This window comes from Colwellia sp. BRX8-9, from assembly GCF_014077245.1.
In the GTDB taxonomy this organism is placed as follows: Bacteria; Pseudomonadota; Gammaproteobacteria; order Enterobacterales; family Alteromonadaceae; genus Colwellia_A.
This window is the reverse complement of sequence record NZ_JACGVN010000011.1, coordinates 1-23,586: the sequence shown is the minus strand read 5'-3', so window position 1 is coordinate 23,586 and position 23,586 is coordinate 1. Positions and strand designations below refer to the sequence as shown.

Sequence of the window (23,586 nt, the reverse complement as noted above, 5' to 3'; positions counted from 1 at the left end):
GTTGATAATGGCTAATCATAATCAAGAAAACTCACAACAAAGTGATATGGCTGAAAAGCTAATTGCCGTTAACCGCGTTTCAAAAGTGGTTAAAGGTGGTCGCATATTCAGTTTCACTGCACTTACAGTAGTTGGTGATGGTGCTGGACGCGTTGGTTTTGGATACGGTAAAGCACGTGAAGTGCCTGCTGCAATCCAGAAAGCAATGGAAAAAGCACGCCGTAACATAGTAACCGTAGATTTGAAGGGTACTACTCTTCAGCATGTCATTATTGGCAAGCATTCTGGTTCTAAAGTTTACATGCAACCAGCCTCTGAAGGTACAGGTATCATCGCCGGTGGCGCGATGCGTGCAGTACTAGAAGTTGCAGGTGTTCAGAACGTATTGTCAAAAGCATACGGTTCTACTAACCCGATCAACGTAGTTCGTGCTACTGTTTCAGCTCTTGCGAATATGAAATCGCCGGCAGGTGTTGCAGCTAAGCGTGGCAAAACCGTTGCAGACATACTGGGGTAATTGAGCATGGCTAAAACAGTAAAAGTAACTCAAATGAAAAGTTCTATCGGTCGTTTACCGAAGCATAGAGCTACATTAAGAGGTCTTGGATTACGTCGTATCCGTCATACAGTAGAGTTAGAAGACACTCCATCTGTACGCGGTATGATTAACACAGTATCTTATATGGTTAAGGTGGAGGATTAATTATGCATTTAAATACTTTATCTCCTGCACCAGGTGCAAAGAAAGCTAAGAAGCGCTGTGGGCGTGGTATTGGTTCTGGCATTGGTAAAACAGGCGGACGTGGCCACAAAGGTCAGAAGTCTCGTTCTGGCGGTAGTGTACGTCCAGGTTTCGAAGGTGGTCAAATGCCATTGAAACAACGTTTACCTAAGTTTGGTTTCACGTCACGTAAATCTTTAGTTCGCGCTGAAGTACGTTTACATGAACTAAACAACATCACAGGTGATGTTGTCGATATCTTTGCTCTTAAAGATGCAAACCTAATTACACGTAACATCAAAACAGCAAAAATTATGTTGTCTGGTGATATTAACCGTCCAATAACGGTTCGTGGTTTAGGTGTTACTAAAGGCGCACGTGCAGCTATTGAAGCTGCTGGCGGAAAAATCGAGGAATAGTACAGCATGGCTACACCAGGAATGGCTCCTTCAAAAGGTAGTAAAGGCGCAGGCGGAATGTCTGAGCTCAAGCAAAGATTATGGTTTGTTCTCGGCGCACTAATTGTGTTCCGTTTAGGATCATTTGTGCCAATCCCTGGTATTGACGCCGCTGTATTAGCTCAGTTGTTTGAACAACAAAAGGGCACCATCGTAGAAATGTTTAACATGTTCTCTGGTGGTGCACTTGAGCGAGCCTCTGTATTGGCACTTGGTATTATGCCGTACATCTCAGCTTCAATTATCATGCAATTGCTTACTGTGGTTCATCCCGCAATGGCAGAGCTGAAAAAAGAAGGTGAAGCTGGACGTCGTAAGATCAGTCAATACACCCGCTACGGCACGTTAGTTCTAGCGACAGTACAATCAATTGCAATTGCAAGAAGTTTACCAGGAATGATGCCGGGTCTAGTAATGGACGCAGGTTTTGGTTTCTACTTTGCCGCTGTAGTAAGTTTAGTAACCGGTACCATGTTTTTAATGTGGTTAGGTGAACAAATTACTGAACGTGGTATTGGTAACGGTATATCTATCTTAATATTTGCAGGTATTGTTGCTGGCATGCCTTCAGCTGTTGCACAAACAGCAGAGATGGCGCGTCAAGGTGAATTGCACTTATTAGTATTATTGCTGATGTGTGTCATAGTATTCGCTGTAACCTTTTTTGTAGTATTTGTAGAACGTGGTCAACGACGTATTGTTGTTAACTACGCTAAGCGTCAGCAAGGCCGTAAGGTTTTCGCCGCGCAAAGCACGCATTTACCGCTTAAAGTTAATATGGCTGGTGTTATACCACCTATCTTTGCATCAAGTATTATCTTGTTCCCCGGCACTCTAGCGAGTTGGTTTGGACAAGGTGAAGGTGCAGTTGCTGACTTTCTACAAGAAGTATCTATTGCTATTTCTCCAGGTCAGCCGTTGTACGTTATGTTACTTGCCGCAGCGATAATATTTTTCTGTTTCTTCTACACGGCTCTTGTTTTCAATCCGCGTGAAACAGCAGATAACCTAAAAAAATCAGGTGCGTTTATTCCTGGGATTCGTCCTGGTGAGCAAACGTCTAAATATATAGATAAAGTGATGACACGCTTAACCTTAGCGGGTGCGTTGTATATTACCTTTATCTGTTTGGTACCTCAGTTCATGATCATCGCATGGGACGTTCAGTTCTACTTCGGTGGTACATCATTACTAATTATAGTAGTGGTTATTATGGACTTTATGGCACAAGTACAAACGCATATGATGTCTCATCAATATGACAATGTGCTTAAGAAAGCTAACTTAAAAGGTTAGGTCGTTAGACTTAACTCAATAGGTAAACGGAGTATAAAATGAAAGTACGTGCATCCGTAAAAAAGATTTGTCGTAATTGTAAAGTGGTTAAACGCAAAGGCGTAGTACGCATTCTTTGTGTAGAACCAAAGCACAAACAAAGACAAGGTTAAGCTTAGATTCATCTAAGCTGACAGCAATATCTTTTAGAAGTAGCATTGTGCAGAGATTTCTGTATAATGCCGCTTCGATTTGCAGAAAAGAAGACGGGTTGGGTATCCTAACGGGCTTTCCAACCTGATAATTTTAACCTTAAATAGGAGATGTGTTAGTGGCCCGTATCGCTGGCATTAACATCCCTGATCGTAAGCATGCAGTAATCGCCATTACTGCGATTTTCGGTATCGGAGCGACTCGCGCAAAAGCAATTTGTGCAGCAGCAGGTATCGCAGAATCAACGAAGATCAGTGAATTAGACGAAGCAAAAATAGATTTGCTACGTGCTGAAGTGGATAAATACACCGTAGAAGGTGATTTACGCCGTGAAGTTTCAATGAATATTAAACGTCTTATGGATTTAGGTTGTTACCGTGGCATACGCCATCGTCGCAGTCTTCCATTACGTGGTCAACGCACTAAAACTAATGCGCGCACCCGTAAAGGTCCTCGTAAGCCAATTAAGAAGTAAGAGGAACTAGACAATGGCTAAAACACCTGTACGTACGCGTAAACGCGTTAAAAAACAAGTTGCTGATGGCATGGCTCATATCCACGCCTCTTTCAACAACACAATCGTAACTCTTACAGATCGTCAAGGTAATGCTTTATCTTGGGCAACTGCAGGTGGTTCAGGTTTCCGTGGTTCACGTAAATCTACCCCATTTGCTGCTCAGGTAGCTGCAGACCGCGCTGGCGCCGCTGCAAAAGAGTTTGGTTTGAAGAATATTGAAGTTTTCGTTAAAGGCCCTGGACCAGGACGTGAGTCTGCAATCCGTGCCCTAAATGCTGCTGGTTTTAAAATCACCAACATTACTGACGTTACGCCTATTCCTCATAATGGTTGTCGTCCTCCTAAGAAACGTCGCGTTTAATCGTACTTTTTTTAGGATAGTTGGAGAAAGAAAATGGCTAGATATTTAGGTCCTAAGTTAAAGCTTAGTCGTCGCGAAGGAACAGATTTGTTCCTTAAAAGCGGTGTTAGAGCAATTGACACTAAATGTAAAATCGAAACAATACCAGGTCAGCACGGCGCACGTCGCGGTCGTTTGTCTGATTACGGTATTCAACTTCGTGAAAAACAAAAAGTTCGTCGTATTTATGGCGTACTAGAAAAGCAATTCCGTAATTACTACAAAGAAGCGGCTCGTTTGAAAGGTAATACAGGTGAAAACTTGTTACAACTTTTAGAGATTCGTCTTGATAACGTAGTATACCGTATGGGCTATGCAAGCACTCGTGCTGAAGCTCGTCAACTAGTTAGCCATAAAGCTATCGTAGTAAACGGCGTAGTTGTTAATATTCCATCTTTCAATGTTAAAGCTGAAGATGCAGTTTCTATTCGTGAGAAATCTAAAACTCAAGCGCGTATCATCGCTGCTTTAGAATTAGCTGAGCAACGTGAGAAGCCAGTCTGGGTTGAAGTAGATAACAAGAAACTTGAAGGCGTTTTCAAACGTGTTCCTGATCGTTCTGACTTGTCTGCCGAAATTAATGAACAGTTAATTGTTGAACTTTACTCTAAGTAAAGTAGCACTTAAGAGAGGAAATATATGCAGGGTTCTGTAACCGAATTCCTTAGACCGCGATTGGTTGGTATTGAAACCATTAGCGCGACTCGTGCTAAGGTAACTTTAGAGCCATTAGAGCGTGGTTTTGGTCATACTTTAGGTAATGCTTTACGTCGCATTCTTCTATCTTCAATGCCAGGTTGTGCTGTAACTGAAGTTGAGATTGACGGCGTTCTACACGAATACAGTAGTAAAGAGGGTGTGCAAGAAGACATCATCGAAATATTGTTGAACCTTAAGGGATTAGCTATAAGTTTAGAAGGTAAAAACGAAGCTGTTATTACTTTAACTAAATCCGGTGAAGGCCCTGTAACGGCAGCTGATATCCAACATGACGGAGATGTAACAATCGCAAATCCTAATCATGTAATCTGTAATTTAACAGGTGAAGGTTCTATCAGCATGCGCATCAAAATTGAAATGGGACGTGGTTATGTTCCTGCTTCAGTTAGACGCGATGCCGAGGATGAAGATCGTGCAATCGGACGTTTGTTAGTTGATGCTTCGTTCAGTCCAGTTGTAAGAATTGCCTACGATGTTGACTCTGCCCGAGTAGAACAGCGTACTGATTTAGACAAACTTGTACTTGATATGGAAACCAATGGTACATTGGATCCAGAAGAAGCTATTCGTCGTGCTTCAACAATTTTAGCTGAACAGCTAGATGCGTTTGTAGAATTGCGTGATATTAAAGAAGTAGAGCCAAAAGAAGAGAAACCTTTATTTGACCCTATTTTGCTTCGTCCAGTTGATGATCTTGAATTAACAGTTCGTTCAGCAAACTGCTTAAAAGCAGAAGCAATTCAATACATTGGCGATTTAGTACAGCGTGCAGAAGTTGAGCTTCTTAAAACACCTAATTTAGGTAAGAAGTCTTTAACAGAAATCAAAGACGTTTTGGCGTCTCGTGGTTTATCTTTAGGTATGCGCCTTGAAAATTGGCCGCCTGAAAGCATCGCTGATAACGACTAATTCGTTTATCGTTTTTTAATAGTTTGAGAGAAGGATTAACTTATGCGCCATCGTCAAAGCGGTCGCCAGTTAAACCGTAATAGCAGTCATCGTCAAGCGATGTTCCGTAATATGGCAAGTTCACTAGTTAAGCACGGCGTTATTAAAACGACTGTAGCTAAAGCTAAAGAACTACGTCGCGTTGTAGAGCCACTGATTACATTGGCCAAGACCGACAGTGTTGCAAATCGCCGTTTAGCGTTTGCTCGTACACAAGATAAAGAAGTAGTAGGTATTTTATTTAACGAACTTGGTGCACGTTACCAAGAACGTCCAGGTGGATATACTCGCATTTTAAAATGTGGTTTCCGTACTGGTGATAAAGCGCCTATGGCTTATGTTGAATTAGTAGACCGTCCTGCATCAGATGTTGTTGCAGAAGAAGTTGAAGAGTCAGCAGAAGCTTAATTTAGCCTAGCTAAATTTGCTTTAAAATTAAAAACGGAGCTTCGGCTCCGTTTTTGTTTTTAAAAATAATGATAATCAACCCTAGTGTAAACTTGACCAACCTTCAAATTCTCCGTATAACATTTACCCCCACTCTTAAGAGAATCAATTATGTCATCACGTAATCCTATCATTGCTGTAACCGGATCATCAGGAGCAGGTACATCGACAACGATAGAGTCGTTTGCACATATATTTCGTTCATTGGGTATCACTCCAGCTACGGTTGAAGGAGATAGTTTTCATCGGTACTCTCGACAAGAAATGGACCTCGAAAAGCGTAAGGCGAGAGAAGACAGAAGAAACATTAGTTATTTTGGTGATGAAGCTAACGATTTCGACGCCTTAGAAAAACTTTTCAGCACTTATTCTGAAACGGGTAAAGGCCAGATGCGTCGATACCTACACACATTTGATGAAGCCGTTCCCTACAACCAAATGCCGGGTACGTTTACACCCTGGGAAAAACTCGGTGATGGCACTGACTTACTCTTCTATGAAGGGTTACATGGCGGCGTGGTCACTGAAAAAAATGACGTAGCAAAACATGTCGACTTGTTAATTGGTATGGTACCAATAGTTAACTTAGAGTGGATACAGAAAATAATACGCGATACTAATCAACGTGGGCATAGCCGAGAAGCGGTAACAGCAAGCATAGTGCGCAGTATGGAAGACTATATCTCTTACATAACGCCACAGTTTTCAAAGACACATATCAACTTCCAGCGCGTACCGACAGTAGATACCTCGAACCCTTTTAGTGCTAAAGCGATACCAAGTCTTGATGAGAGTTTTGTGGTGATACGCTTTCGCGAAGCGACGGGTGTTGACTTCCCTTACTATTTATCGATGATTGACGGTGCCTTTATGTCACGGATCAACACCTTAGTTGTGCCGGGTGGGAAAATGGGGCTTGCCATGGAATTACTGTTAACACCATTGATCAGAGATTTAATGGAGAAAAAGCATCGCGCCAATAAGCAATTAGATTGGATGACTGATTTGTAGTAAATTGTGCTGTAACGTAAATTACAGCACATCATGCATTTACTCTTCTACTATTTCAAAGTCATGGGTGATTTTTACAGTTTTATTTAACATTAATGCCACTGAGCAGTATTTGTCAGCAGAAAGCTTAACGGCGCGCTCGACATGTTTTGCTGAAACTTCCTGACCTGTTATCACAAAGTGCAGATGAATATCAGAAAACAGTTTTGGCACTGAGTCTACACGCTTAGCTTCAATATCCACTTTACAACCACTTACGTTTTGCCTAGATTTATCAAGAATACTGACAACATCTACTGAGGAACAAGCCCCCAATGAAATCAATACATTCTCTAGCGGGCTAGGGGCAGATGCACCGGCGTTAGCGTCCAAAACAATCGTATGACCACTTTGCGAAGTACCCATAAATAATTCTTCACCCATCCATTTTACACTTGCTTTCATTGTTAGACCTTATATCTACTTATTAATGGGTAATATATTAACGTGCATCGGCTGAAATTTACTAGTGCTTCACCTAGATAATAAGAAAAAGAACCTTGAAGCCAACAAACAGCAGACAAAAGAAAATATCACTTGAGAAAAGTAATATCATTAGTATAATGGCGCCTCACTTCTTGAGTCTCTTTAAATTCCCAAACAAACTAAGATTCACCAGAGAAGTGTAACTCTTCATCTTAGATGGAAAGTAAACTAGGGGTATAGTTCCAATTGGTAGAACAGCGGTCTCCAAAACCGACGGTTGGGAGTTCGAATCTCTCTACCCCTGCCATATTTTATAAAGTATTTTTTAATACTTTTGAAGTAACTTCAGTGATGAAGTTAACATGCCATAGGCAAATATTTACAGGTCAATATTATGAATGCAAGTACAGAAAGCCAGCCAAACGGATCTCTTGATTCGCTAAAATGGATAATTGTTATCCTACTTTTAGCCGGAGTCGTTTTCGCCAATTATTTTTACGGTGATGAATCCGTTTTATACCGTGCGATAGGTGCCGTTGTCGGTATCGTTATTGCTGGTGTAATCGCCATGCAAACTGTTAAAGGTCACAACGCCGTTGCATTTGCGAAAGAATCACGTACTGAAATTCGTAAAGTTGTTTGGCCAACACGCCAAGAAGCGATACAAACTACAGGTATCGTATTGTTCGCTACTTTTATTATGTCTTTAGTGATGTGGGGACTTGATTCTACACTATTTTGGGTAGTTGGCTTTATTACAGGTTTGAAGGTGTAATCATGACTGAAGAAATTTTATCTCCTGAAGAGAATGAACAAAACGAAGAAAAAGCAATTAACACAAACCCGAAATTACGTTGGTATGTTGTACAAGCTTTTTCTGGCTACGAAGGACGCGTGCAAAAAACATTGGTTGAGCATATCGAAATTCAAGGATTGCATGAAAAGTTTGGTCAAATTCTTGTGCCTACCGAAGAAGTCGTTGAAATGCGTGCTGGTCAAAAGCGTAAGAGTTCACGTAAGTTTTTCCCTGGCTATGTATTAGTACAAATGGAAATGGATGTTGAAGCCTGGCATTTAGTTAAAAGTGTGCCACGTGTTTTAGGTTTTATCGGTGGTACCAGTGATCGCCCAGCACCTATTTCACAAAAAGAAGCTGACCGTATTTTACAAAGACTAGAAGATACCGACAAGCCTCGTCCTAAAACATTGTTTGAGCCCGGCGAAGTGGTTCGTGTTATTGATGGCCCATTTGCTGACTTTAACGGTGTTGTTGAAGAATTAGATTACGATAAAAACCGTATTAAAGTATCGGTATTAATCTTTGGTCGTTCAACACCAGTAGATTTAGAGTTCGGACAAGTCGAAAAAGGCTAACCACTCAGTAATAAATAATAATTCGAAAAGGCTAGAGATGTGAATCTCTAGCCTTTTTTGTTATATCAATATAATCCGTTCAACTACCCCTGAAGCCATATAAATAAGAATTTCATTAAAGTCTTGTGTAAAAGGGCTTTTTTAATATATAATCCGCTGCCTATTTTTTTTAAGTGACTTCGTCGTTTAGGAAAAAGTAAGGATAATCGAACAACGGGGAGCTGAATTAAATTTTAGCGTTAACACCCAAACTAAAGGTATTGAAAAATGGCTAAGAAAGTCCAAGCTCTAATCAAGCTACAAGTTGCTGCTGGTGCAGCAAACCCGTCACCGCCAGTTGGTCCTGCTTTAGGTCAACACGGTGTGAATATCATGGAATTTTGTAAGGCGTTCAACGCAAAAACAGAATCTTTAGAAAAAGGCGCTCCAGTACCAGTAGTTATTACTGTATACAGCGATCGTTCTTTTACATTTGAAACAAAAACACCACCTGCTTCTTACTTATTGAAAAAAGCAGCTGGCATCAAAAGCGGTTCTGGCCGTCCTAACACTGACAAAGTGGGTACTGTTACTACAGCTCAACTTGAAGAAATTGTTAAGACAAAAGAAGCTGACTTAACTGCTGGTTCTATGGAAGCTGCAGTGCGTACCATTGCGGGTTCTGCTCGTTCAATGGGTTTAGTGGTAGAGGACTAATCAATGACTAAATTAACGAAACGCGCTCGTCTAATCCGTGAAAAAGTAGACGTATTAAAAGATTATGATATTGCTGAAGCCATTTCTTTATTAAAAGAACTTGCTACTGCAAACTTCCGTGAAAGTGTAGATGTTGCTGTAAATCTTGGCATCGATGCTCGTAAATCAGACCAAAACGTACGTGGCGCAGCTGTATTACCAAATGGTACTGGCCGTGATGTTCGTGTTGCTGTATTTACACAGGGCGCAAATGCTGAGAAAGCGAAAGAAGCTGGTGCTGACATCGTAGGTATGGAAGATTTAGCTGAATTAGTTAAAAAAGGCGAGATGAACTTTGATGTTGTAATCGCTTCTCCAGATGCTATGCGTGTTGTTGGTCAACTTGGTCAGATTTTAGGCCCACGTGGTTTAATGCCTAACCCTAAAGTTGGTACTGTAACACCAGACGTTGTAACCGCTATTAACAATGCAAAATCGGGCCAGATCCGTTACCGCAATGATAAAAACGGTATCATCCATACTACTATTGGTAAGGCTGATTTCGACGATGCTAAATTACAAGAAAACCTAGAGTTTTTATTGGAAGCTTTAAAGAAAGCTAAACCAGCAAATGCTAAAGGTCAGTACATTAAGAAACTTTCTATCTCAACTACTATGGGCGCCGGTGTATCGGTAAACCAAGCTAGTTTGACAGCAGTTTCTAAGTAAAGTCACATTTTTTGCACTTTACAAGGGTTAAATTATAGACTATAATTTCGCCCTTAAAAATTTTGGTAGGTGTTGTTTTATTCTTTTAGAAGTTTAAACAACCCCGTCAAAGACCGTAGGAGTTTATGAGGTAATTATTTACTTTAATAGACTTAATTTTTCCTACGTAGATGGTGATTACCCAGTATTTCCTAATTCTGGTCCTCGCCGTAACGGCCTAGTTTACTTTCTTTAAAAGAATATAAACTAGGGATAGTAAATACCGGTTTATTTAACCGGTGAACCAGGAGTTAAAGCCAATGGCTATCAATCTTGATGACAAAAAGGCAATTGTTGCTGAAGTTCAAGAAGCTGCTAGTGGCGCTCACTCAGTTGTAATCGCGGATGCCCGTGGTGTTGGAGTGGAAGCAATTACTGCATTGCGTAAGCAAGCACGTGAAAGTGGTGTATGGATGAAAGTTGTCCGTAACACATTAGCACGTCGTGCAGTAAAAGGTACTCAATTTGAATGTGTTTCTGACGTATTCAAAGGACCTTCATTAATTGCTTTTTCATCTGATCACCCAGGTGCCGCTGCACGTTTATTCACAGCCTTCGCTAAATCTAACGAAGCCTTTGATTTAAAAGCAGCTGCATTTGAAGGTAATTCAGTAGACGTAAATGTGTTAGCTAAGCTACCTACTTACGACGAAGCGATTGCACGTTTAATGAGCGCAATGAAAGAAGCATCTGCAGGCAAATTAGTCCGCACGATTGCTGCAGTACGCGATCAGAAAGAACAAGAAGCCGCTTAATAATTGTTTACCTCTGCTATTACTTAAACATAGGCAGAGCACAATTCGCACTTTTTGTATTTATAGTTATTTCAAACAGCCAAAGGCTGTTTATTAAAAAACAGGAAATTTAAAATGTCTATTTCTAAAGACGATATCCTAAACGCAGTTGCTGACATGTCAGTAATGGACGTTGTTGCTTTAATCGAAGCAATGGAAGAAAAATTTGGCGTATCTGCATCAGCTGCTGTTGCCGCTGCTGGACCAGCTGAAGCTGTTGAAGAGCAAAGCGAATTCAACGTTGTTATGACTAGCTTCGGTGAGAAGAAAGTTGCAGTAATCAAAGCAGTTCGTGGCGCTACAGGTTTAGGCCTTAAAGAAGCTAAAGACTTAGTTGAAGCTCTTGGCGTTGTTAAAGAAGGCGTTGACAAAGCTGAAGCTGAAGCTCTTAAGACTCTTCTTGAAGAAGCTGGCGCTTCTGTTGAGATCAAATAATCTGTTTTTAAACAGATTATTTGCCTGAAAAGGCAATGGCTGGTGACTTTAAAGTCACCGGCCTTTTTGCGCTAAAGAAAGTGGTTTTTTTTAAACCAAAAAGTGCATAATTGGTACTAAATGTATTAAGTATCATTGCAATATCCTGTCTGATACCAATTGGATTAGCTAACACAAAGTATGAAGCTATACTGAAGTTGTCTAGTCCAATTGGTATTTTAAAGGCAGATCGGCCATAACCAGCAAGCTGAGGAACCCCATGGTTTACTCTTACTCCGAAAAGAAACGTATTCGCAAGGACTTTGGTAAAAGCATACAAGTAATGGATTATCCATTCTTGTTATCAATCCAACTCGAATCTTTCCGTAAGTTTATTGATATTGATCCAACAGGTGAAACAGGCCTAGAGGCTGCGTTTCATTCTATTTTCCCAATTAAAGCTTACTCTGGTAGCTCAGAGTTACAATATGTGAGCTACAGACTTGGCGAACCGTTATTTGATGTCAAAGAATGTCAAATCCGCGGTGTAACCTATTCTGCGCCGCTTCGCGTTAAATTACGTTTAGTAGTTTACGATAAAGAAGCGCCAGCAGGCACAGTTAAAGATATCAAAGAACAAGAAGTATACATGGGTGAAATCCCATTAATGACAGACAACGGTACGTTTGTTATTAATGGTACTGAGCGTGTTATTGTTTCGCAATTACATCGTTCTCCAGGTGTGTTTTTCGATCATGATAAAGGTAAAACACACTCATCTGGTAAAGTATTATATAACGCACGCGTTATTCCTTACCGTGGTTCTTGGTTAGATTTTGAGTTTGATCCTAAAGATAATTTATTTGTACGTATTGACCGTCGTCGTAAATTACCGGCGTCAATCATTTTACGTGCCTTAGAGTATTCTACTGAAGAAATTCTAGACATGTTCTATGACACCACTGACTTTTCAATCAAAGGCGATAAGTTGATCATGGATTTAATCCCTGAGCGCTTACGCGGTGAAACGGCAACGTTTGACATTTGTTTGAAAAATGGTGATGTATTAGTAGAACAAGGTCGTCGCATTACTGCACGTCATATTCGTTCATTGTCGAAAGAAAATCTTGAAAAGCTAGAAGTCCCAGCTGAGTACATCGTAGGTAAAGTTTTATCTAAAGCTTACATCGATGAGTCTACTGGTGAAGTTATTGCTGAAGCCAATGCTGAAATAACATTAGAGTTATTAGCAGAGCTAAGCCAAGCTGGCCATAAAGTTCTTTCTACTTTATATATGAATGAATTCGATGTTGGTTCATACATGTCTGACACTATTCGTGTTGATGGTACTTCAAACAAGCTAGAAGCTTTAGTTGAAATATACCGCATGATGCGCCCAGGCGAGCCACCAACAAAAGATGCAGCAGAAACGTTATTTACTAACTTGTTTTTTGCTCCAGAACGCTATGATTTATCAACCGTTGGTCGAATGAAGTTCAACCGTCGTGTTGGCAATTCAGACGATGTTGGAAGTGGCATTTTATCTAACGATGACATTATTTCAGTAATGAGAACCTTAATCGCCATTCGTGACGGTAAAGGCGAGACTGATGATATCGATCACTTAGGTAACCGTCGTATTCGCTCTGTTGGCGAAATGGCAGAAAACCAATTCCGTGTTGGTCTAGTACGTGTTGAACGTGCTGTACGTGAACGTTTAAGTCTTGGTGACTTAGACGCTATCATGCCACAAGACCTAATCAACGCTAAGCCTATCTCTGCGGCTGTGAAAGAATTTTTCGGTTCTTCACAATTGTCACAGTTTATGGATCAAAACAACCCGTTATCAGAAGTGACGCATAAACGTCGTATCTCCGCATTAGGCCCAGGTGGTTTGACGCGTGAACGTGCTGGTTTTGAAGTTCGAGATGTACATCCGACCCATTATGGTCGTGTATGTCCTATCGAAACGCCGGAAGGTCCAAACATTGGTTTGATTAACTCACTGTCGTGTTATGCACGTACTAACGATTACGGTTTCTTAGAAACTCCATATCGTAAAGTAGTTGATGGTTTAGTCACTGATGATATTGATTATTTATCAGCAATTGAAGAAGGTAACTTCGTTATTGCCCAAACTACAGCTCCGGTTGATAGTGAAGGTAAGTTAGTAGACGGCTTAGTACAATGTCGTCACAAAAACGAATTTACATTAATCTCGGCAGAACAAGTCCAATACATGGATGTTTCGCCACAGCAGATTATTTCAGTTGCAGCAAGTTTAATTCCGTTCCTTGAGCACGATGATGCTAACAGAGCCCTGATGGGTTCAAACATGCAACGTCAAGCCGTACCAACTCTTATCGTTGATAAGCCGTTAGTCGGTACAGGTATGGAAAAAGTTGTAGCTGTTGATTCAGGTGTAACTGCTGTTGCAAAACGTGGTGGTGTAGTCAGCTATGTTGACGCTTCTCGTATTGTTGTTAAAGTTAATGAAGACGAAATGCATGCTGGTGAAGCCGGTATTGATATTTATAACTTAACTAAATATACGCGTTCAAACCAAAATACATGTATCAACCAACGTCCACAGTGTCGTATGGGTGAACCTGTTACACGTGGTGATGTTTTAGCTGATGGTCCTTCAACGGACATGGGTGAATTAGCCCTAGGTCAAAACATGCGTATAGCGTTTATGCCTTGGAATGGTTACAACTTCGAAGATTCAATGTTGTTATCTGAACGTGTTGCTACAGAAGATCGTTTCACTACTGTTCATATTCAAGAATTAACCTGTATAGCACGAGACACTAAATTAGGTAGTGAAGAAATTACTTCTGATATTCCTAATGTTGGTGAATCAGCTTTATCTAAATTAGATGAAGCGGGTGTTGTTTACATCGGTGCTGAAGTTAATGGTGGCGACATCTTAGTGGGTAAAGTTACTCCTAAAGGTGAAACACAATTAACACCAGAAGAAAAACTATTACGTGCTATTTTCGGTGAGAAAGCAGCTGACGTTAAAGACAGCTCTTTACGTGTACCTAATTCAGTTAAAGGTACTATCATCGACGTTCAAATCTTCACCCGTGACGGTGTAGAAAAAGATAAGCGCGCTGTTGAAATTGAAGAATTACAACTTAAAGAAGTTAAGAAAGATTTAGGCGATGAATTTAGCATCTTAGAAGATGGTATTTATGCTCGTGCTAAAAACCTTCTTTTATCTGCTGGCTTAAACGAATCAGACATTAATAGTATGTCTCGTGCAAATTGGTTAGTTCAAAACTTGTCTGACGAAGGTCAACAATCTGAGCTTGAACAAATTGCTGAGCAATACGACAATATTAAAGCTGATTTCGATAAGAAGTTTGAAATTAAACGTCGTAAGATCACGCAAGGTGCTGATTTAGCTCCAGGTGTTCTTAAAATTATCAAAGTTTACTTAGCGATAAAACGCCACATCCAACCGGGTGATAAAATGGCCGGTCGTCATGGTAACAAAGGTGTTATTTCAAACGTCGTTCCAGTAGAAGATATGCCTTACGATCAATATGGTGTTCCTGTTGATGTGGTACTTAACCCGTTAGGTGTACCATCACGAATGAACATTGGTCAGATCTTAGAAACTCATCTAGGTATGGCGTGTCGTGGTATTGGCGAAAAAATCAACCGTATGTTGGAAGCGCAACAAGAAATTCATAAACTACGTAACTTCATTCAAGAAGTTTACAATGTTGGTGAATCTCGTCAAGTTGTTGACATCGCGAGCTTCTCTGATGATGAAGTGATGCGTTTAGCTAATAACTTACGTGCCGGTCTTCCTATTGCTACTCCAGCATTTGATGGTGCAGCAGAGAAAGAAATCAAAGAGATGTTTAGACTTGCTGATATGCCTGAAAGCGGTCAGTTTATCTTAACTGACGGTCGTACTGGTCGTGAATTTGAACGTCCTGTAACGGTTGGCTACATGTATATGTTAAAACTTAACCATTTGGTTGATGACAAAATGCATGCACGTTCTACTGGCTCTTACTCATTAGTAACGCAACAACCTCTTGGCGGTAAAGCGCAATTTGGTGGTCAACGTTTCGGTGAGATGGAAGTATGGGCACTAGAAGCATACGGTGCTGCTTATACGCTACAAGAAATGTTAACGGTTAAATCTGATGATGTTAACGGTCGTACTAAGATGTATAAAAACTTAGTAGACGGTGATCACAGAATGGAGCCAGGCATTCCTGAATCATTCAACGTATTGTTGAAAGAAATTCGTTCGTTAGGTATTAACATCGAATTAGATCAGGACTAGCTTCCAAAGCTGCATGCTGACTATCAAATTGATGAGTCAGTACACGGAGAAAGCAGGCAACTGCTTTCTCTTTAAGGTTTAACTCCGACAGGAGAAGAAGTGTGAAAGATTTACTTAAGTTTCTTAAGCAACAAAATCAAACAGAAGAGTTCGATGGTATACGTATCGGACTAGCCTCACCAGATCAGATTCGTTCTTGGTCATTTGGTGAAGTAAAAAAACCTGAAACGATTAACTACCGTACGTTCAAACCAGAACGTGACGGTCTATTTTGTGCGCGTATTTTTGGTCCAGTAAAAGATTACGAATGTCTTTGTGGCAAATACAAGCGTTTAAAGCATCGTGGTGTTATTTGTGAAAAATGTGGCGTTGAAGTTACATTAACAAAAGTTCGTCGTGACCGTATGGGTCATATCGAATTAGCAAGCCCAGTTGCACATATCTGGTTCTTAAAATCATTACCTTCGCGTATTGGTTTATTACTTGATATGACACTTCGTGATATCGAACGTGTTCTCTATTTTGAATCTTATGTTGTTACTGAACCTGGTATGACAACATTAGAAAAAAGCCAAATTCTAACTGAAGAAGAATATCTTGATGCTTTAGAAGAGCATGGTGATGAATTTGACGCATTAATGGGTGCTGAAGCTGTTTTAGCTTTACTACAACAAATCGATTTAGAAGGCGAAGTAGCGCAAATGCGTGAAGAGCTTCCTGAAATTGGTAGTGAAACTAAGCGTAAAAAAGTCACTAAGCGTTTAAAATTAATGGAAGCATTCGCCGCTTCAGGTAATAAGCCTGAGTGGATGATTATGAACGTACTACCCATTTTACCGCCGGATTTACGTCCGTTAGTACCTTTGGATGGTGGCCGTTTTGCTACGTCTGATTTGAACGATTTATACCGTCGTGTTATTAACCGTAACAACCGTTTAAAACGTCTTCTTGACTTAGTTGCTCCAGATATTATCGTACGTAACGAAAAACGTATGTTACAAGAATCTGTTGATGCACTTCTTGATAACGGTCGTCGTGGTCGCGCAATTACCGGTTCTAACAAACGTCCTCTTAAATCTCTTGCCGATATGATTAAAGGTAAGCAAGGTCGTTTCCGTCAGAATCTATTGGGTAAACGTGTTGATTACTCTGGTCGTTCTGTAATTACTGTTGGTCCTACACTGCGTTTACACCAGTGTGGTTTACCGAAAAAAATGGCACTTGAATTATTCAAACCATTTATTTACGGTAAATTAGAAGCTCGTGGTTTAGCGACTACGATTAAAGCGGCTAAAAAATTAGTTGAACGTGAAGGCGCTGAAGTTTGGGATGTACTTGACGAAGTTATTCGTGAACATCCAGTTATGCTTAACCGTGCACCAACACTTCACAGACTAGGTATCCAAGCGTTTGAACCTGTTCTAATTGAAGGTAAAGCAATTCACTTGCATCCTCTAGTTTGTGCGGCATACAACGCCGATTTCGATGGTGACCAAATGGCGGTACACGTACCGTTAACTATCGAAGCGCAAATGGAAGCTCGTACCTTAATGATGTCTACCAATAACGTGTTATCACCAGCAAACGGTGAGCCGATTATTGTACCATCACAAGATGTTGTTTTAGGCTTGTACTACTTAACACGTGACCGTGTTAATGGTTTAGGTGAAGGCATGGTTTTTGCTGACACTAAAGAAGCTGAAAAAGCTTACCGCACAGGTGTTGCAGAACTTCACGCCCGTGTAAAAATTCGTATCACAGAATACTTTAAAGACGAAGAAGGTAACTTTACTGTTCCTAAAACGACTTTACGTGATACCACGGTAGGTCGAGCCATTATGTGGCAGGTTTGTCCAAAAGGTATGCCTTACGATCTAATCGATCAACCGCTTGGCAAAAAACCAATTTCGAAATTAATTAACCACGCTTACCGTAACTTAGGTTTGAAAGAAACGGTTATTTTTGCTGACCAAATCATGTACACAGGTTTCCATTACGCGATGATCGCGGGTTGTTCTGTTGGTATTGATGATATGGTTATTCCTGCGGCTAAATACACTATTATCGAAGAGTCGGAAGAAGAAGTTGCTGAAATCCAAACTCAATTCGAGCAAGGTTTAGTTACTCAGGGCGAAAAATATAACAAAGTTATTGATATTTGGTCATCTGCCAACGAGAAAATCTCTAAAGCGATGATGGACAATTTATCAAAAGAAACTGTTATTAACCGTGACGGCGTGCCAGAAGAACAAGATTCATTTAACTCTATCTACATGATGGCTGACTCGGGTGCTCGTGGTAGTGCTGCTCAGATCCGTCAGTTAGCGGGTATGCGTGGCTTGATGGCTAAACCAGATGGTTCTATCATCGAAACGCCAATCAAAGCTAACTTCCGTGAAGGTTTGAACGTATCTGAATACTTCATCTCAACTCACGGTGCGCGTAAAGGTCTTGCCGATACTGCACTTAAAACAGCTAACTCGGGTTACTTAACTCGTCGTTTAGTTGATGTTGCACAAGATTTGGTTGTGACTGAACATGATTGTGGTACTTTCGACGGTCTACAAATGACACCACTAATCGAAGGTGGCGATGTTGTTGAACCATTAAGAGAACGTGTTCTTGGTCGTGTTGTTGCTGAAGATGTTATCAAGCCGGGTACTGACGAAGTTTTATTACCTCGTAACACGCTAATTGACGAAGCTTTATGTGATTTCATTGAAGAAAACTCAATTGATCAAATGAAAGTACGTTCAATTATTACCTGTAAAACCGATTTTGGTATTTGTGCTCATTGTTACGGTCGTGATTTGGCTCGTGGCCATATGATCAACCAAGGTGAAGCTATTGGTGTTGTTGCAGCACAATCAATCGGTGAACCTGGTACACAGCTTACCATGCGTACGTTCCACATCGGTGGTGCCGCATCGCGTGCTTCTGCTGAAAACAACGTACAAGTTAAAAACACAGGTACTTTGAAACTTCAAAATGCTAAGTTTGTAACTAACTCTGAAGATCATCTTGTTATTACCTCACGTTCATCTGAAATGACGGTAATTGATGAGCTAGGTCGTGAGAAAGAACGTTATAAAGTGCCTTACGGTACTGTGCTTTCTAAGAAAGATGGTGGTTCAATTGTTGCCGGTGAAATCATCGCTAACTGGGACCCGCATACTCACCCTATTATTACGGAAGTAGCAGGTAAAGTTCAGTTCGTTGATCTTTCTGATGGCGTGACTATGGTTCGTCAAACTGATGATCTGACTGGTCTTTCAAGTATTATTGTTACTGACGCAGGTCAACGTAATGCAACGGGTAAAGAAATGCGCCCAGCATTGAAACTTGTTGATGCTAACGGTGAAGAAGTTATGATTGCCGGGACTGAAATCCCAGCACTTTACTACTTACCGGGTAATGCAATTGTTAACCTAGAAGATGGCGCGGATGTAAACATTGGTGATGCACTTGCTCGTATACCACAAGCAAGTTCTAAAACTCGTGATATAACCGGTGGTCTTCCACGTGTTGCTGATTTATTTGAAGCACGTAAGCCTAAACTTCCTGCAATTCTTGCTGAGAAAACAGGTGTTGTTGCTTTCGGTAAAGAAACCAAAGGTAAAGTGCGCTTATTAATCACTCAACCTAGCGGTGAAGTATACGAAGAGATGATCCCTAAAACGCGTCTTTTGAATATCTATGAGGGTGAGCCAGTAATCAAAGGTGAAGTTATTGCCGATGGTCCTGAGTCTCCGCATGATATCTTGCGTTTACGTGGTGTTGCACCTGTTGCTAATTACATTGTTAACGAAGTACAAGAAGTATATCGTTTACAAGGTGTAAAAATTAACGACAAGCACATCGAAGTTATCGTCCGTCAAATGATTCGCAAGTGTGAAATCTTAGACGCGGGTGATAGTGATTTCTTGAAAGGCGAACAAGTAGAAGTAGCGCGTGTTAATATTTCAAACCGCGAGCTTGAATCTGCTGGTAAGCAACCTGCTGAATACGAAATGCAAATGATGGGTATTACTAAAGCATCATTAGCAACTGAATCGTTTATTTCAGCGGCATCTTTCCAAGAAACAACACGTGTACTTACTGAAGCTGCTGTTGCAGGTAAGAAAGATAAGTTACGTGGCTTGAAAGAAAACGTTATCGTTGGTCGTTTGATCCCAGCGGGTACAGGTTATTCGTACCATCAGGAACGTGCTAAACGTAAACTACAAGCAAAAATGCCTGCTGTTGAAGAAGTCGCTGTTTCAGCTGACGATGCAGCACAAGCATTAACTGACGCACTAAATGCTAGTGATTAAGTAAAAAATATAGCGTTAATGGCCTGTGCTACTTGACAGGCCATAGCTTGACCTATAGAATTCCGCGACCCTATATCCTGTACTGTTTATGTATAGCATTTAAGGTCGCGGATTTTCACGTTTATAAGGGTGTAAATTTCTCATTGATTGGAATTTACACAAGTTTAACTAATCGGGAGCTATTTAATGGCAACTATTAACCAATTAGTACGTAAACCACGTGTAAGACAAGTAACTAAAAGTAACGTTCCAGCGTTACAAGCTTGTCCACAACGTCGTGGCGTATGTACTCGTGTGTATACAACTACACCGAAAAAACCTAACTCAGCACTTCGTAAAGTTGCTCGTGTTCGTTTAACTAACGGCTTCGAAGTAACTTCATACATCGGTGGTGAAGGACATAATTTACAAGAGCATAGCGTTATTTTAATACGCGGTGGCCGTGTAAAAGATTTACCGGGTGTGCGTTATCACACCGTTCGTGGCGCGCTTGATTGTTCAGGTGTAAGCGACAGAAGACAAGGCCGTTCTAAATACGGTGCTAAACGACCTAAATCTTAAGTTTTCCTCTCTAACTCCTTATAGATAGGAAGAGAAAAAAACGTTAAGTAAGGCCAAATAAGAAATTTTTAAATTTATATATTTTGGATTAATCCTGAATACTACGGAGAATTAAGATGCCAAGAAGACGCGTCGTAGGGCAACGTAAAATATTGCCAGATCCTAAGTTCCATAATGAACTTTTAGCAAAATTCATCAACATCCTTATGGTTGATGGTAAAAAATCTACTGCAGAAAAAATTGTTTACGGTGCATTAGACATTTTAACTGAAAAAAACAGCGAGAAAACTCACTTAGAGCTTTTCGAAACTGCTTTAGATAATATCCGCCCATCTGTCGAAGTTAAATCTCGTCGTGTTGGTGGTTCTACTTATCAAGTACCAGTTGAAGTTCGTCCAGTTCGTCGTAATGCTCTAGCCATGCGTTGGTTAGTTGAAGCAGCTCGTAAACGTGGTGAAAAATCAATGGCTCAGCGCCTAGCTAACGAAATGTTAGATGCGTCTGACAGCAAAGGTTCAGCGGTTAAGAAACGTGAAGACGTTCACCGTATGGCTGATGCTAACAAAGCGTTCGCTCACTACCGCTGGTAAGCTAGCAGTTTTGAATGGATGTATGATTTACCCTTTGCGTATGCTTAGGGTAAATACATGGCTAGCAAGAGTTTCTCTTGCTAGCCATACTAACTTTTACGGACTGATGCTTTGCGCAGTTCAAAAAGTATTAAACAGTAGTATTAAACAAATACTCACCGCTTACGCGAATATTTATTTAATAGTACTAATTATTAGTGACTAAGAATTAGAGGATTTCATTTTGGCACGTATCACCCCTATTGAGCGCTACCGTAACATTGGTATCTGTGCGCACGTAGATGCTGGCAAAACGACAACCACAGAACGTGTTTTGTTTTACACGGGTCTTTCTCACAGAATTGGTGAAGTGCACGATGGCGCTGCAACCATGGACTGGATGGAACAAGAGCAAGAGCGTGGTATTACCATTACCTCAGCCGCGACAACTTGTTTCTGGAAAGGCATGGACGGTCAATTTGTTGACCACCGTATTAATATTATCGATACTCCTGGTCACGTTGATTTTACCATTGAAGTTGAACGCTCTTTGCGTGTCCTCGATGGTGCTGTATTAGTTTTATGTGCCTCTTCAGGTGTTCAACCGCAAACAGAAACTGTTTGGCGTCAAATGGAAAAGTATGCCGTTCCACGCATTGTTTTTGTTAACAAAATGGACCGCACTGGCGCAGACTTTCTTTCTGTTGTTGGTCAGCTAAAAGCACGTCTAAAAGCAAATGCAGTTCCTATTCAGTTACCTATTGGTTCAGAAGAAGATTTTAAAGGTGTTATAGACCTTGTTAAAATGAAAGTGATCAACTGGAGTGAAGACGATCACGGGATGACTTTTACTTATTCAGCAATACCTACCGATATGCAAGACCTTGCCGATGAATGGCGTGAGAATATGATATCGGAAGCGGCTGAAGTGTCAGACGAGCTAATGGATAAATACCTTGAAGATGGCGATTTGACAGAAGACGAAATCAAGTCAGCACTTCGACAACGTACCCTTAATAATGAAATCATTCTTTGTACTTGTGGCTCTGCTTTTAAAAACAAAGGCGTACAAGCTGTTTTAGATGCGGTTATTGATTATTTACCCTCACCAACGGAAGTTGCTGCTATTACGGGTATTAGTGATGACAAAAATGAAACACCTGCAACGCGTGCCGCAGATGATAGTGCACCATTTTCCGCGTTAGCCTTTAAAATTGCCACTGACCCTTTTGTCGGTACGTTAACCTTCTTCCGCGTCTATTCCGGAGTAGTAAAAACAGGCGATAGTGTCTTTAATCCGATTAAAGGCAAGAAAGAACGTCTCGGTCGTCTAGTGCAAATGCATGCTAATGACCGTCAAGAAATTAAAGAAGTTCGTGCTGGTGATATTGCAGCAGCCATCGGTTTAAAAGATGTTACTACGGGTGAAACACTGTGTGATGCCAATCACGTAATAACACTTGAGAAAATGGAATTCCCTGATCCGGTAATTTCAATAGCCGTTGAGCCAAAAACCATTGCTTCTCAAGACAAGTTAGCCCTAGCCTTAAGTAAATTATCAGCTGAAGATCCTTCGTTTAAGGTCGCTACTGATGATGAAACGGGTCAAACGATCATTTCCGGTATGGGTGAGCTACACTTAGACATTATTGTCGAGCGCATGAAACGTGAGTTTGGCGTCGAATGTAATGTCGGTAAGCCACAAGTTGCTTATCGTGAAACTATTCGTTCTACGGTTGAAGTAGAAGGTAAATTTATTCGACAATCAGGTGGTAAAGGCCAATTTGGTCACGTTTGGTTGAAAATGGAACCCTTACCAGAAGGTGGTGGTTTCGAATTTGTTAACGAAATTGTTGGCGGTACTGTTCCTAAAGAATATATACCTGCCATTGAAAAAGGCTGTTTTGAGCAAATGGATAGCGGTGTATTAGCCGGTTATCCAATGCTTGATGTTAAAGTAACACTTTATGACGGTTCTTTTCATGACGTTGACTCTAATGAAATGGCGTTTAAAGTTGCTGCTTCAATGGGCTTTAGAGAAGGGGCGTTAAAAGCTACGCCGACACTTCTAGAACCTATGATGAAAGTAGAAGTAACTACGCCAGAAGAAAACATGGGTGATGTCGTTGGCGATTTAAATCGTCGTCGCGGTATGATCGATGGCATGGACGAAGGTCCTGCTGGCTCTAAGATAGTGAATGCAATAGTACCACTGTCTGAAATGTTTGGTTATGCTACTGCATTACGCAGTGCAACACAGGGCCGCGCCTCTTATTCGATGGAATTTTTACAATACAGTGAAGCTCCTAAGAATGTAGTTGCGGCAATAACAGAATCTCTTGGAATCTCGTAAGACACTCACTTATAGTTAGTGAAAGTCTAGCTCGGTCATCTTGGCTGCGCTTTTAATAAACTTTAAGGTAATTGAAAAATGGCTAAAGCAAAATTTGAACGTTTAAAACCGCATGTTAACGTTGGTACTATCGGTCACGTCGATCACGGTAAAACAACTTTAACAGCTGCTATCTCTGCAGTATTAACTAAAGTACACGGTGGTGAAGTTAAAGATTTCGCACAAATCGATAATGCTCCTGAAGAGCGTGAGCGTGGTATTACAATCAATACTTCTCACAT

At 40.8% G+C, this 23,586-nt stretch carries 24 protein-coding genes and 1 tRNA gene; 24 read left to right on the top strand and 1 reads right to left on the bottom strand.

Annotated features, from left to right (window positions below):
* The first annotated feature begins 7 nt into the window (after positions 1-7).
* The 11 genes from rpsE to H4J70_RS10780 all read left to right on the top strand — a co-directional run bounded on the left by rpsE (position 8) and on the right by H4J70_RS10780 (position 6,710).
* On the top strand, positions 8-517 hold the full coding sequence (rpsE, locus tag H4J70_RS10830) for a 30S ribosomal protein S5 (protein ID WP_070375063.1): 510 nt from the start codon (positions 8-10) through the stop codon (positions 515-517).
* A 6-nt stretch (positions 518-523) separates the two neighbouring features.
* Complete coding sequence (gene rpmD / locus H4J70_RS10825; protein WP_070375062.1) at positions 524-703, top strand: 50S ribosomal protein L30; 180 nt, start codon at positions 524-526, stop codon at positions 701-703.
* A 2-nt stretch (positions 704-705) separates the two neighbouring features.
* On the top strand, positions 706-1,140 hold the full coding sequence (rplO, locus tag H4J70_RS10820) for a 50S ribosomal protein L15 (protein ID WP_070375061.1): 435 nt from the start codon (positions 706-708) through the stop codon (positions 1,138-1,140).
* Between the two features lie 6 nt (positions 1,141-1,146).
* Complete coding sequence (gene secY / locus H4J70_RS10815) at positions 1,147-2,475, top strand: preprotein translocase subunit SecY (protein WP_070375060.1); 1,329 nt, start codon at positions 1,147-1,149, stop codon at positions 2,473-2,475.
* Positions 2,476-2,513: 38 nt separating this feature from the next.
* Positions 2,514-2,627 carry a 50S ribosomal protein L36 gene (gene rpmJ / locus H4J70_RS10810; protein ID WP_083277954.1) on the top strand — a complete coding sequence of 38 codons (114 nt, stop codon included), beginning with the start codon at positions 2,514-2,516 and terminating at the stop codon, positions 2,625-2,627.
* A gap of 158 nt (positions 2,628-2,785) precedes the next feature.
* Entirely contained in the window at positions 2,786-3,142 is a 357-nt protein-coding gene (rpsM, locus tag H4J70_RS10805; RefSeq protein ID WP_070375059.1) for a 30S ribosomal protein S13, read from the top strand.
* Positions 3,143-3,155: 13 nt separating this feature from the next.
* Entirely contained in the window at positions 3,156-3,545 is a 390-nt protein-coding gene (rpsK, locus tag H4J70_RS10800) for a 30S ribosomal protein S11 (protein WP_070375058.1), read from the top strand.
* A gap of 33 nt (positions 3,546-3,578) precedes the next feature.
* Positions 3,579-4,199 (top strand): 30S ribosomal protein S4, encoded by a 621-nt coding sequence (gene rpsD / locus H4J70_RS10795; RefSeq protein WP_070375057.1) that lies wholly within the window; start codon positions 3,579-3,581, stop codon positions 4,197-4,199.
* Positions 4,200-4,223: 24 nt separating this feature from the next.
* Complete coding sequence (locus H4J70_RS10790) at positions 4,224-5,213, top strand: DNA-directed RNA polymerase subunit alpha (RefSeq protein ID WP_070375056.1); 990 nt, start codon at positions 4,224-4,226, stop codon at positions 5,211-5,213.
* Between the two features lie 42 nt (positions 5,214-5,255).
* Positions 5,256-5,660, top strand: coding sequence for a 50S ribosomal protein L17 (gene rplQ / locus H4J70_RS10785; protein ID WP_070375055.1), 405 nt, complete (start codon positions 5,256-5,258; stop codon positions 5,658-5,660).
* Between the two features lie 150 nt (positions 5,661-5,810).
* The gene (locus tag H4J70_RS10780) at positions 5,811-6,710 is read left to right on the top strand and encodes a phosphoribulokinase (RefSeq protein ID WP_070375054.1); all 900 of its coding nucleotides are present in this window, start codon (positions 5,811-5,813) and stop codon (positions 6,708-6,710) included.
* A 39-nt stretch (positions 6,711-6,749) separates the two neighbouring features.
* On the opposite strand, the gene H4J70_RS10775 is transcribed toward H4J70_RS10780, so the two are convergent.
* The gene (locus H4J70_RS10775) at positions 6,750-7,154 is read right to left on the bottom strand and encodes an OsmC family protein (RefSeq protein WP_182221535.1); all 405 of its coding nucleotides are present in this window, start codon (positions 7,152-7,154) and stop codon (positions 6,750-6,752) included.
* A gap of 251 nt (positions 7,155-7,405) precedes the next feature.
* Between H4J70_RS10775 and H4J70_RS10770 the strand changes: the two genes are divergently transcribed.
* From H4J70_RS10770 to H4J70_RS10710, 13 genes are all read left to right on the top strand, one after another.
* Positions 7,406-7,482 (top strand) — tRNA-Trp (locus H4J70_RS10770).
* An 87-nt stretch (positions 7,483-7,569) separates the two neighbouring features.
* Complete coding sequence (gene secE, locus H4J70_RS10765) at positions 7,570-7,950, top strand: preprotein translocase subunit SecE (protein ID WP_182251108.1); 381 nt, start codon at positions 7,570-7,572, stop codon at positions 7,948-7,950.
* Between the two features lie 2 nt (positions 7,951-7,952).
* Positions 7,953-8,549 (top strand): transcription termination/antitermination protein NusG, encoded by a 597-nt coding sequence (gene nusG / locus H4J70_RS10760; protein ID WP_197517671.1) that lies wholly within the window; start codon positions 7,953-7,955, stop codon positions 8,547-8,549.
* 267 nt (positions 8,550-8,816) lie between these two features.
* Positions 8,817-9,245: a 50S ribosomal protein L11 gene (gene rplK, locus H4J70_RS10755; protein ID WP_070375051.1), complete on the top strand. Its 429-nt coding sequence runs from the start codon at positions 8,817-8,819 to the stop codon at positions 9,243-9,245.
* Positions 9,246-9,248: 3 nt separating this feature from the next.
* A complete protein-coding gene (gene rplA, locus H4J70_RS10750; RefSeq protein ID WP_070375050.1) occupies positions 9,249-9,953 on the top strand; it encodes a 50S ribosomal protein L1 in 705 nt (234 codons plus the stop codon).
* Between the two features lie 299 nt (positions 9,954-10,252).
* Positions 10,253-10,747 carry a 50S ribosomal protein L10 gene (gene rplJ / locus H4J70_RS10745; RefSeq protein WP_182217228.1) on the top strand — a complete coding sequence of 165 codons (495 nt, stop codon included), beginning with the start codon at positions 10,253-10,255 and terminating at the stop codon, positions 10,745-10,747.
* 114 nt (positions 10,748-10,861) lie between these two features.
* Positions 10,862-11,221, top strand: a complete 360-nt coding sequence (gene rplL, locus H4J70_RS10740; protein ID WP_070375048.1) for a 50S ribosomal protein L7/L12 — start codon at positions 10,862-10,864, stop codon at positions 11,219-11,221.
* A gap of 259 nt (positions 11,222-11,480) precedes the next feature.
* Positions 11,481-15,509, top strand: coding sequence for a DNA-directed RNA polymerase subunit beta (rpoB, locus tag H4J70_RS10735; RefSeq protein ID WP_070375047.1), 4,029 nt, complete (start codon positions 11,481-11,483; stop codon positions 15,507-15,509).
* A gap of 101 nt (positions 15,510-15,610) precedes the next feature.
* Complete coding sequence (gene rpoC / locus H4J70_RS10730) at positions 15,611-19,822, top strand: DNA-directed RNA polymerase subunit beta' (RefSeq protein WP_070375046.1); 4,212 nt, start codon at positions 15,611-15,613, stop codon at positions 19,820-19,822.
* 186 nt (positions 19,823-20,008) lie between these two features.
* Positions 20,009-20,383 (top strand): 30S ribosomal protein S12, encoded by a 375-nt coding sequence (gene rpsL / locus H4J70_RS10725; RefSeq protein WP_011045492.1) that lies wholly within the window; start codon positions 20,009-20,011, stop codon positions 20,381-20,383.
* A gap of 116 nt (positions 20,384-20,499) precedes the next feature.
* On the top strand, positions 20,500-20,973 hold the full coding sequence (rpsG, locus tag H4J70_RS10720; RefSeq protein WP_070375045.1) for a 30S ribosomal protein S7: 474 nt from the start codon (positions 20,500-20,502) through the stop codon (positions 20,971-20,973).
* Between the two features lie 223 nt (positions 20,974-21,196).
* Complete coding sequence (fusA, locus tag H4J70_RS10715; protein WP_070375044.1) at positions 21,197-23,305, top strand: elongation factor G; 2,109 nt, start codon at positions 21,197-21,199, stop codon at positions 23,303-23,305.
* Positions 23,306-23,383: 78 nt separating this feature from the next.
* A partial coding sequence (locus H4J70_RS10710; RefSeq protein WP_259364653.1) for a GTP-binding protein occupies positions 23,384-23,586 on the top strand: 203 nt, incomplete at its 3' end.

Coding starts and splice junctions, on each gene's coding strand:
- rpsE (WP_070375063.1), top strand. CDS start 8: ATGGCTAATCATAATCAAGAAAACTCACAACAAAGTGATATGGCTGAA.
- rpmD (WP_070375062.1), top strand. CDS start 524: ATGGCTAAAACAGTAAAAGTAACTCAAATGAAAAGTTCTATCGGTCGT.
- rplO (WP_070375061.1), top strand. CDS start 706: ATGCATTTAAATACTTTATCTCCTGCACCAGGTGCAAAGAAAGCTAAG.
- secY (WP_070375060.1), top strand. CDS start 1,147: ATGGCTACACCAGGAATGGCTCCTTCAAAAGGTAGTAAAGGCGCAGGC.
- rpmJ (WP_083277954.1), top strand. CDS start 2,514: ATGAAAGTACGTGCATCCGTAAAAAAGATTTGTCGTAATTGTAAAGTG.
- rpsK (WP_070375058.1), top strand. CDS start 3,156: ATGGCTAAAACACCTGTACGTACGCGTAAACGCGTTAAAAAACAAGTT.
- rpsD (WP_070375057.1), top strand. CDS start 3,579: ATGGCTAGATATTTAGGTCCTAAGTTAAAGCTTAGTCGTCGCGAAGGA.
- H4J70_RS10790 (WP_070375056.1), top strand. CDS start 4,224: ATGCAGGGTTCTGTAACCGAATTCCTTAGACCGCGATTGGTTGGTATT.
- rplQ (WP_070375055.1), top strand. CDS start 5,256: ATGCGCCATCGTCAAAGCGGTCGCCAGTTAAACCGTAATAGCAGTCAT.
- H4J70_RS10780 (WP_070375054.1), top strand. CDS start 5,811: ATGTCATCACGTAATCCTATCATTGCTGTAACCGGATCATCAGGAGCA.
- H4J70_RS10775 (WP_182221535.1), bottom strand. CDS start 7,154: ATGAAAGCAAGTGTAAAATGGATGGGTGAAGAATTATTTATGGGTACT.
- secE (WP_182251108.1), top strand. CDS start 7,570: ATGAATGCAAGTACAGAAAGCCAGCCAAACGGATCTCTTGATTCGCTA.
- nusG (WP_197517671.1), top strand. CDS start 7,953: ATGACTGAAGAAATTTTATCTCCTGAAGAGAATGAACAAAACGAAGAA.
- rplK (WP_070375051.1), top strand. CDS start 8,817: ATGGCTAAGAAAGTCCAAGCTCTAATCAAGCTACAAGTTGCTGCTGGT.
- rplA (WP_070375050.1), top strand. CDS start 9,249: ATGACTAAATTAACGAAACGCGCTCGTCTAATCCGTGAAAAAGTAGAC.
- rplJ (WP_182217228.1), top strand. CDS start 10,253: ATGGCTATCAATCTTGATGACAAAAAGGCAATTGTTGCTGAAGTTCAA.
- rplL (WP_070375048.1), top strand. CDS start 10,862: ATGTCTATTTCTAAAGACGATATCCTAAACGCAGTTGCTGACATGTCA.
- rpoB (WP_070375047.1), top strand. CDS start 11,481: ATGGTTTACTCTTACTCCGAAAAGAAACGTATTCGCAAGGACTTTGGT.
- rpsL (WP_011045492.1), top strand. CDS start 20,009: ATGGCAACTATTAACCAATTAGTACGTAAACCACGTGTAAGACAAGTA.
- rpsG (WP_070375045.1), top strand. CDS start 20,500: ATGCCAAGAAGACGCGTCGTAGGGCAACGTAAAATATTGCCAGATCCT.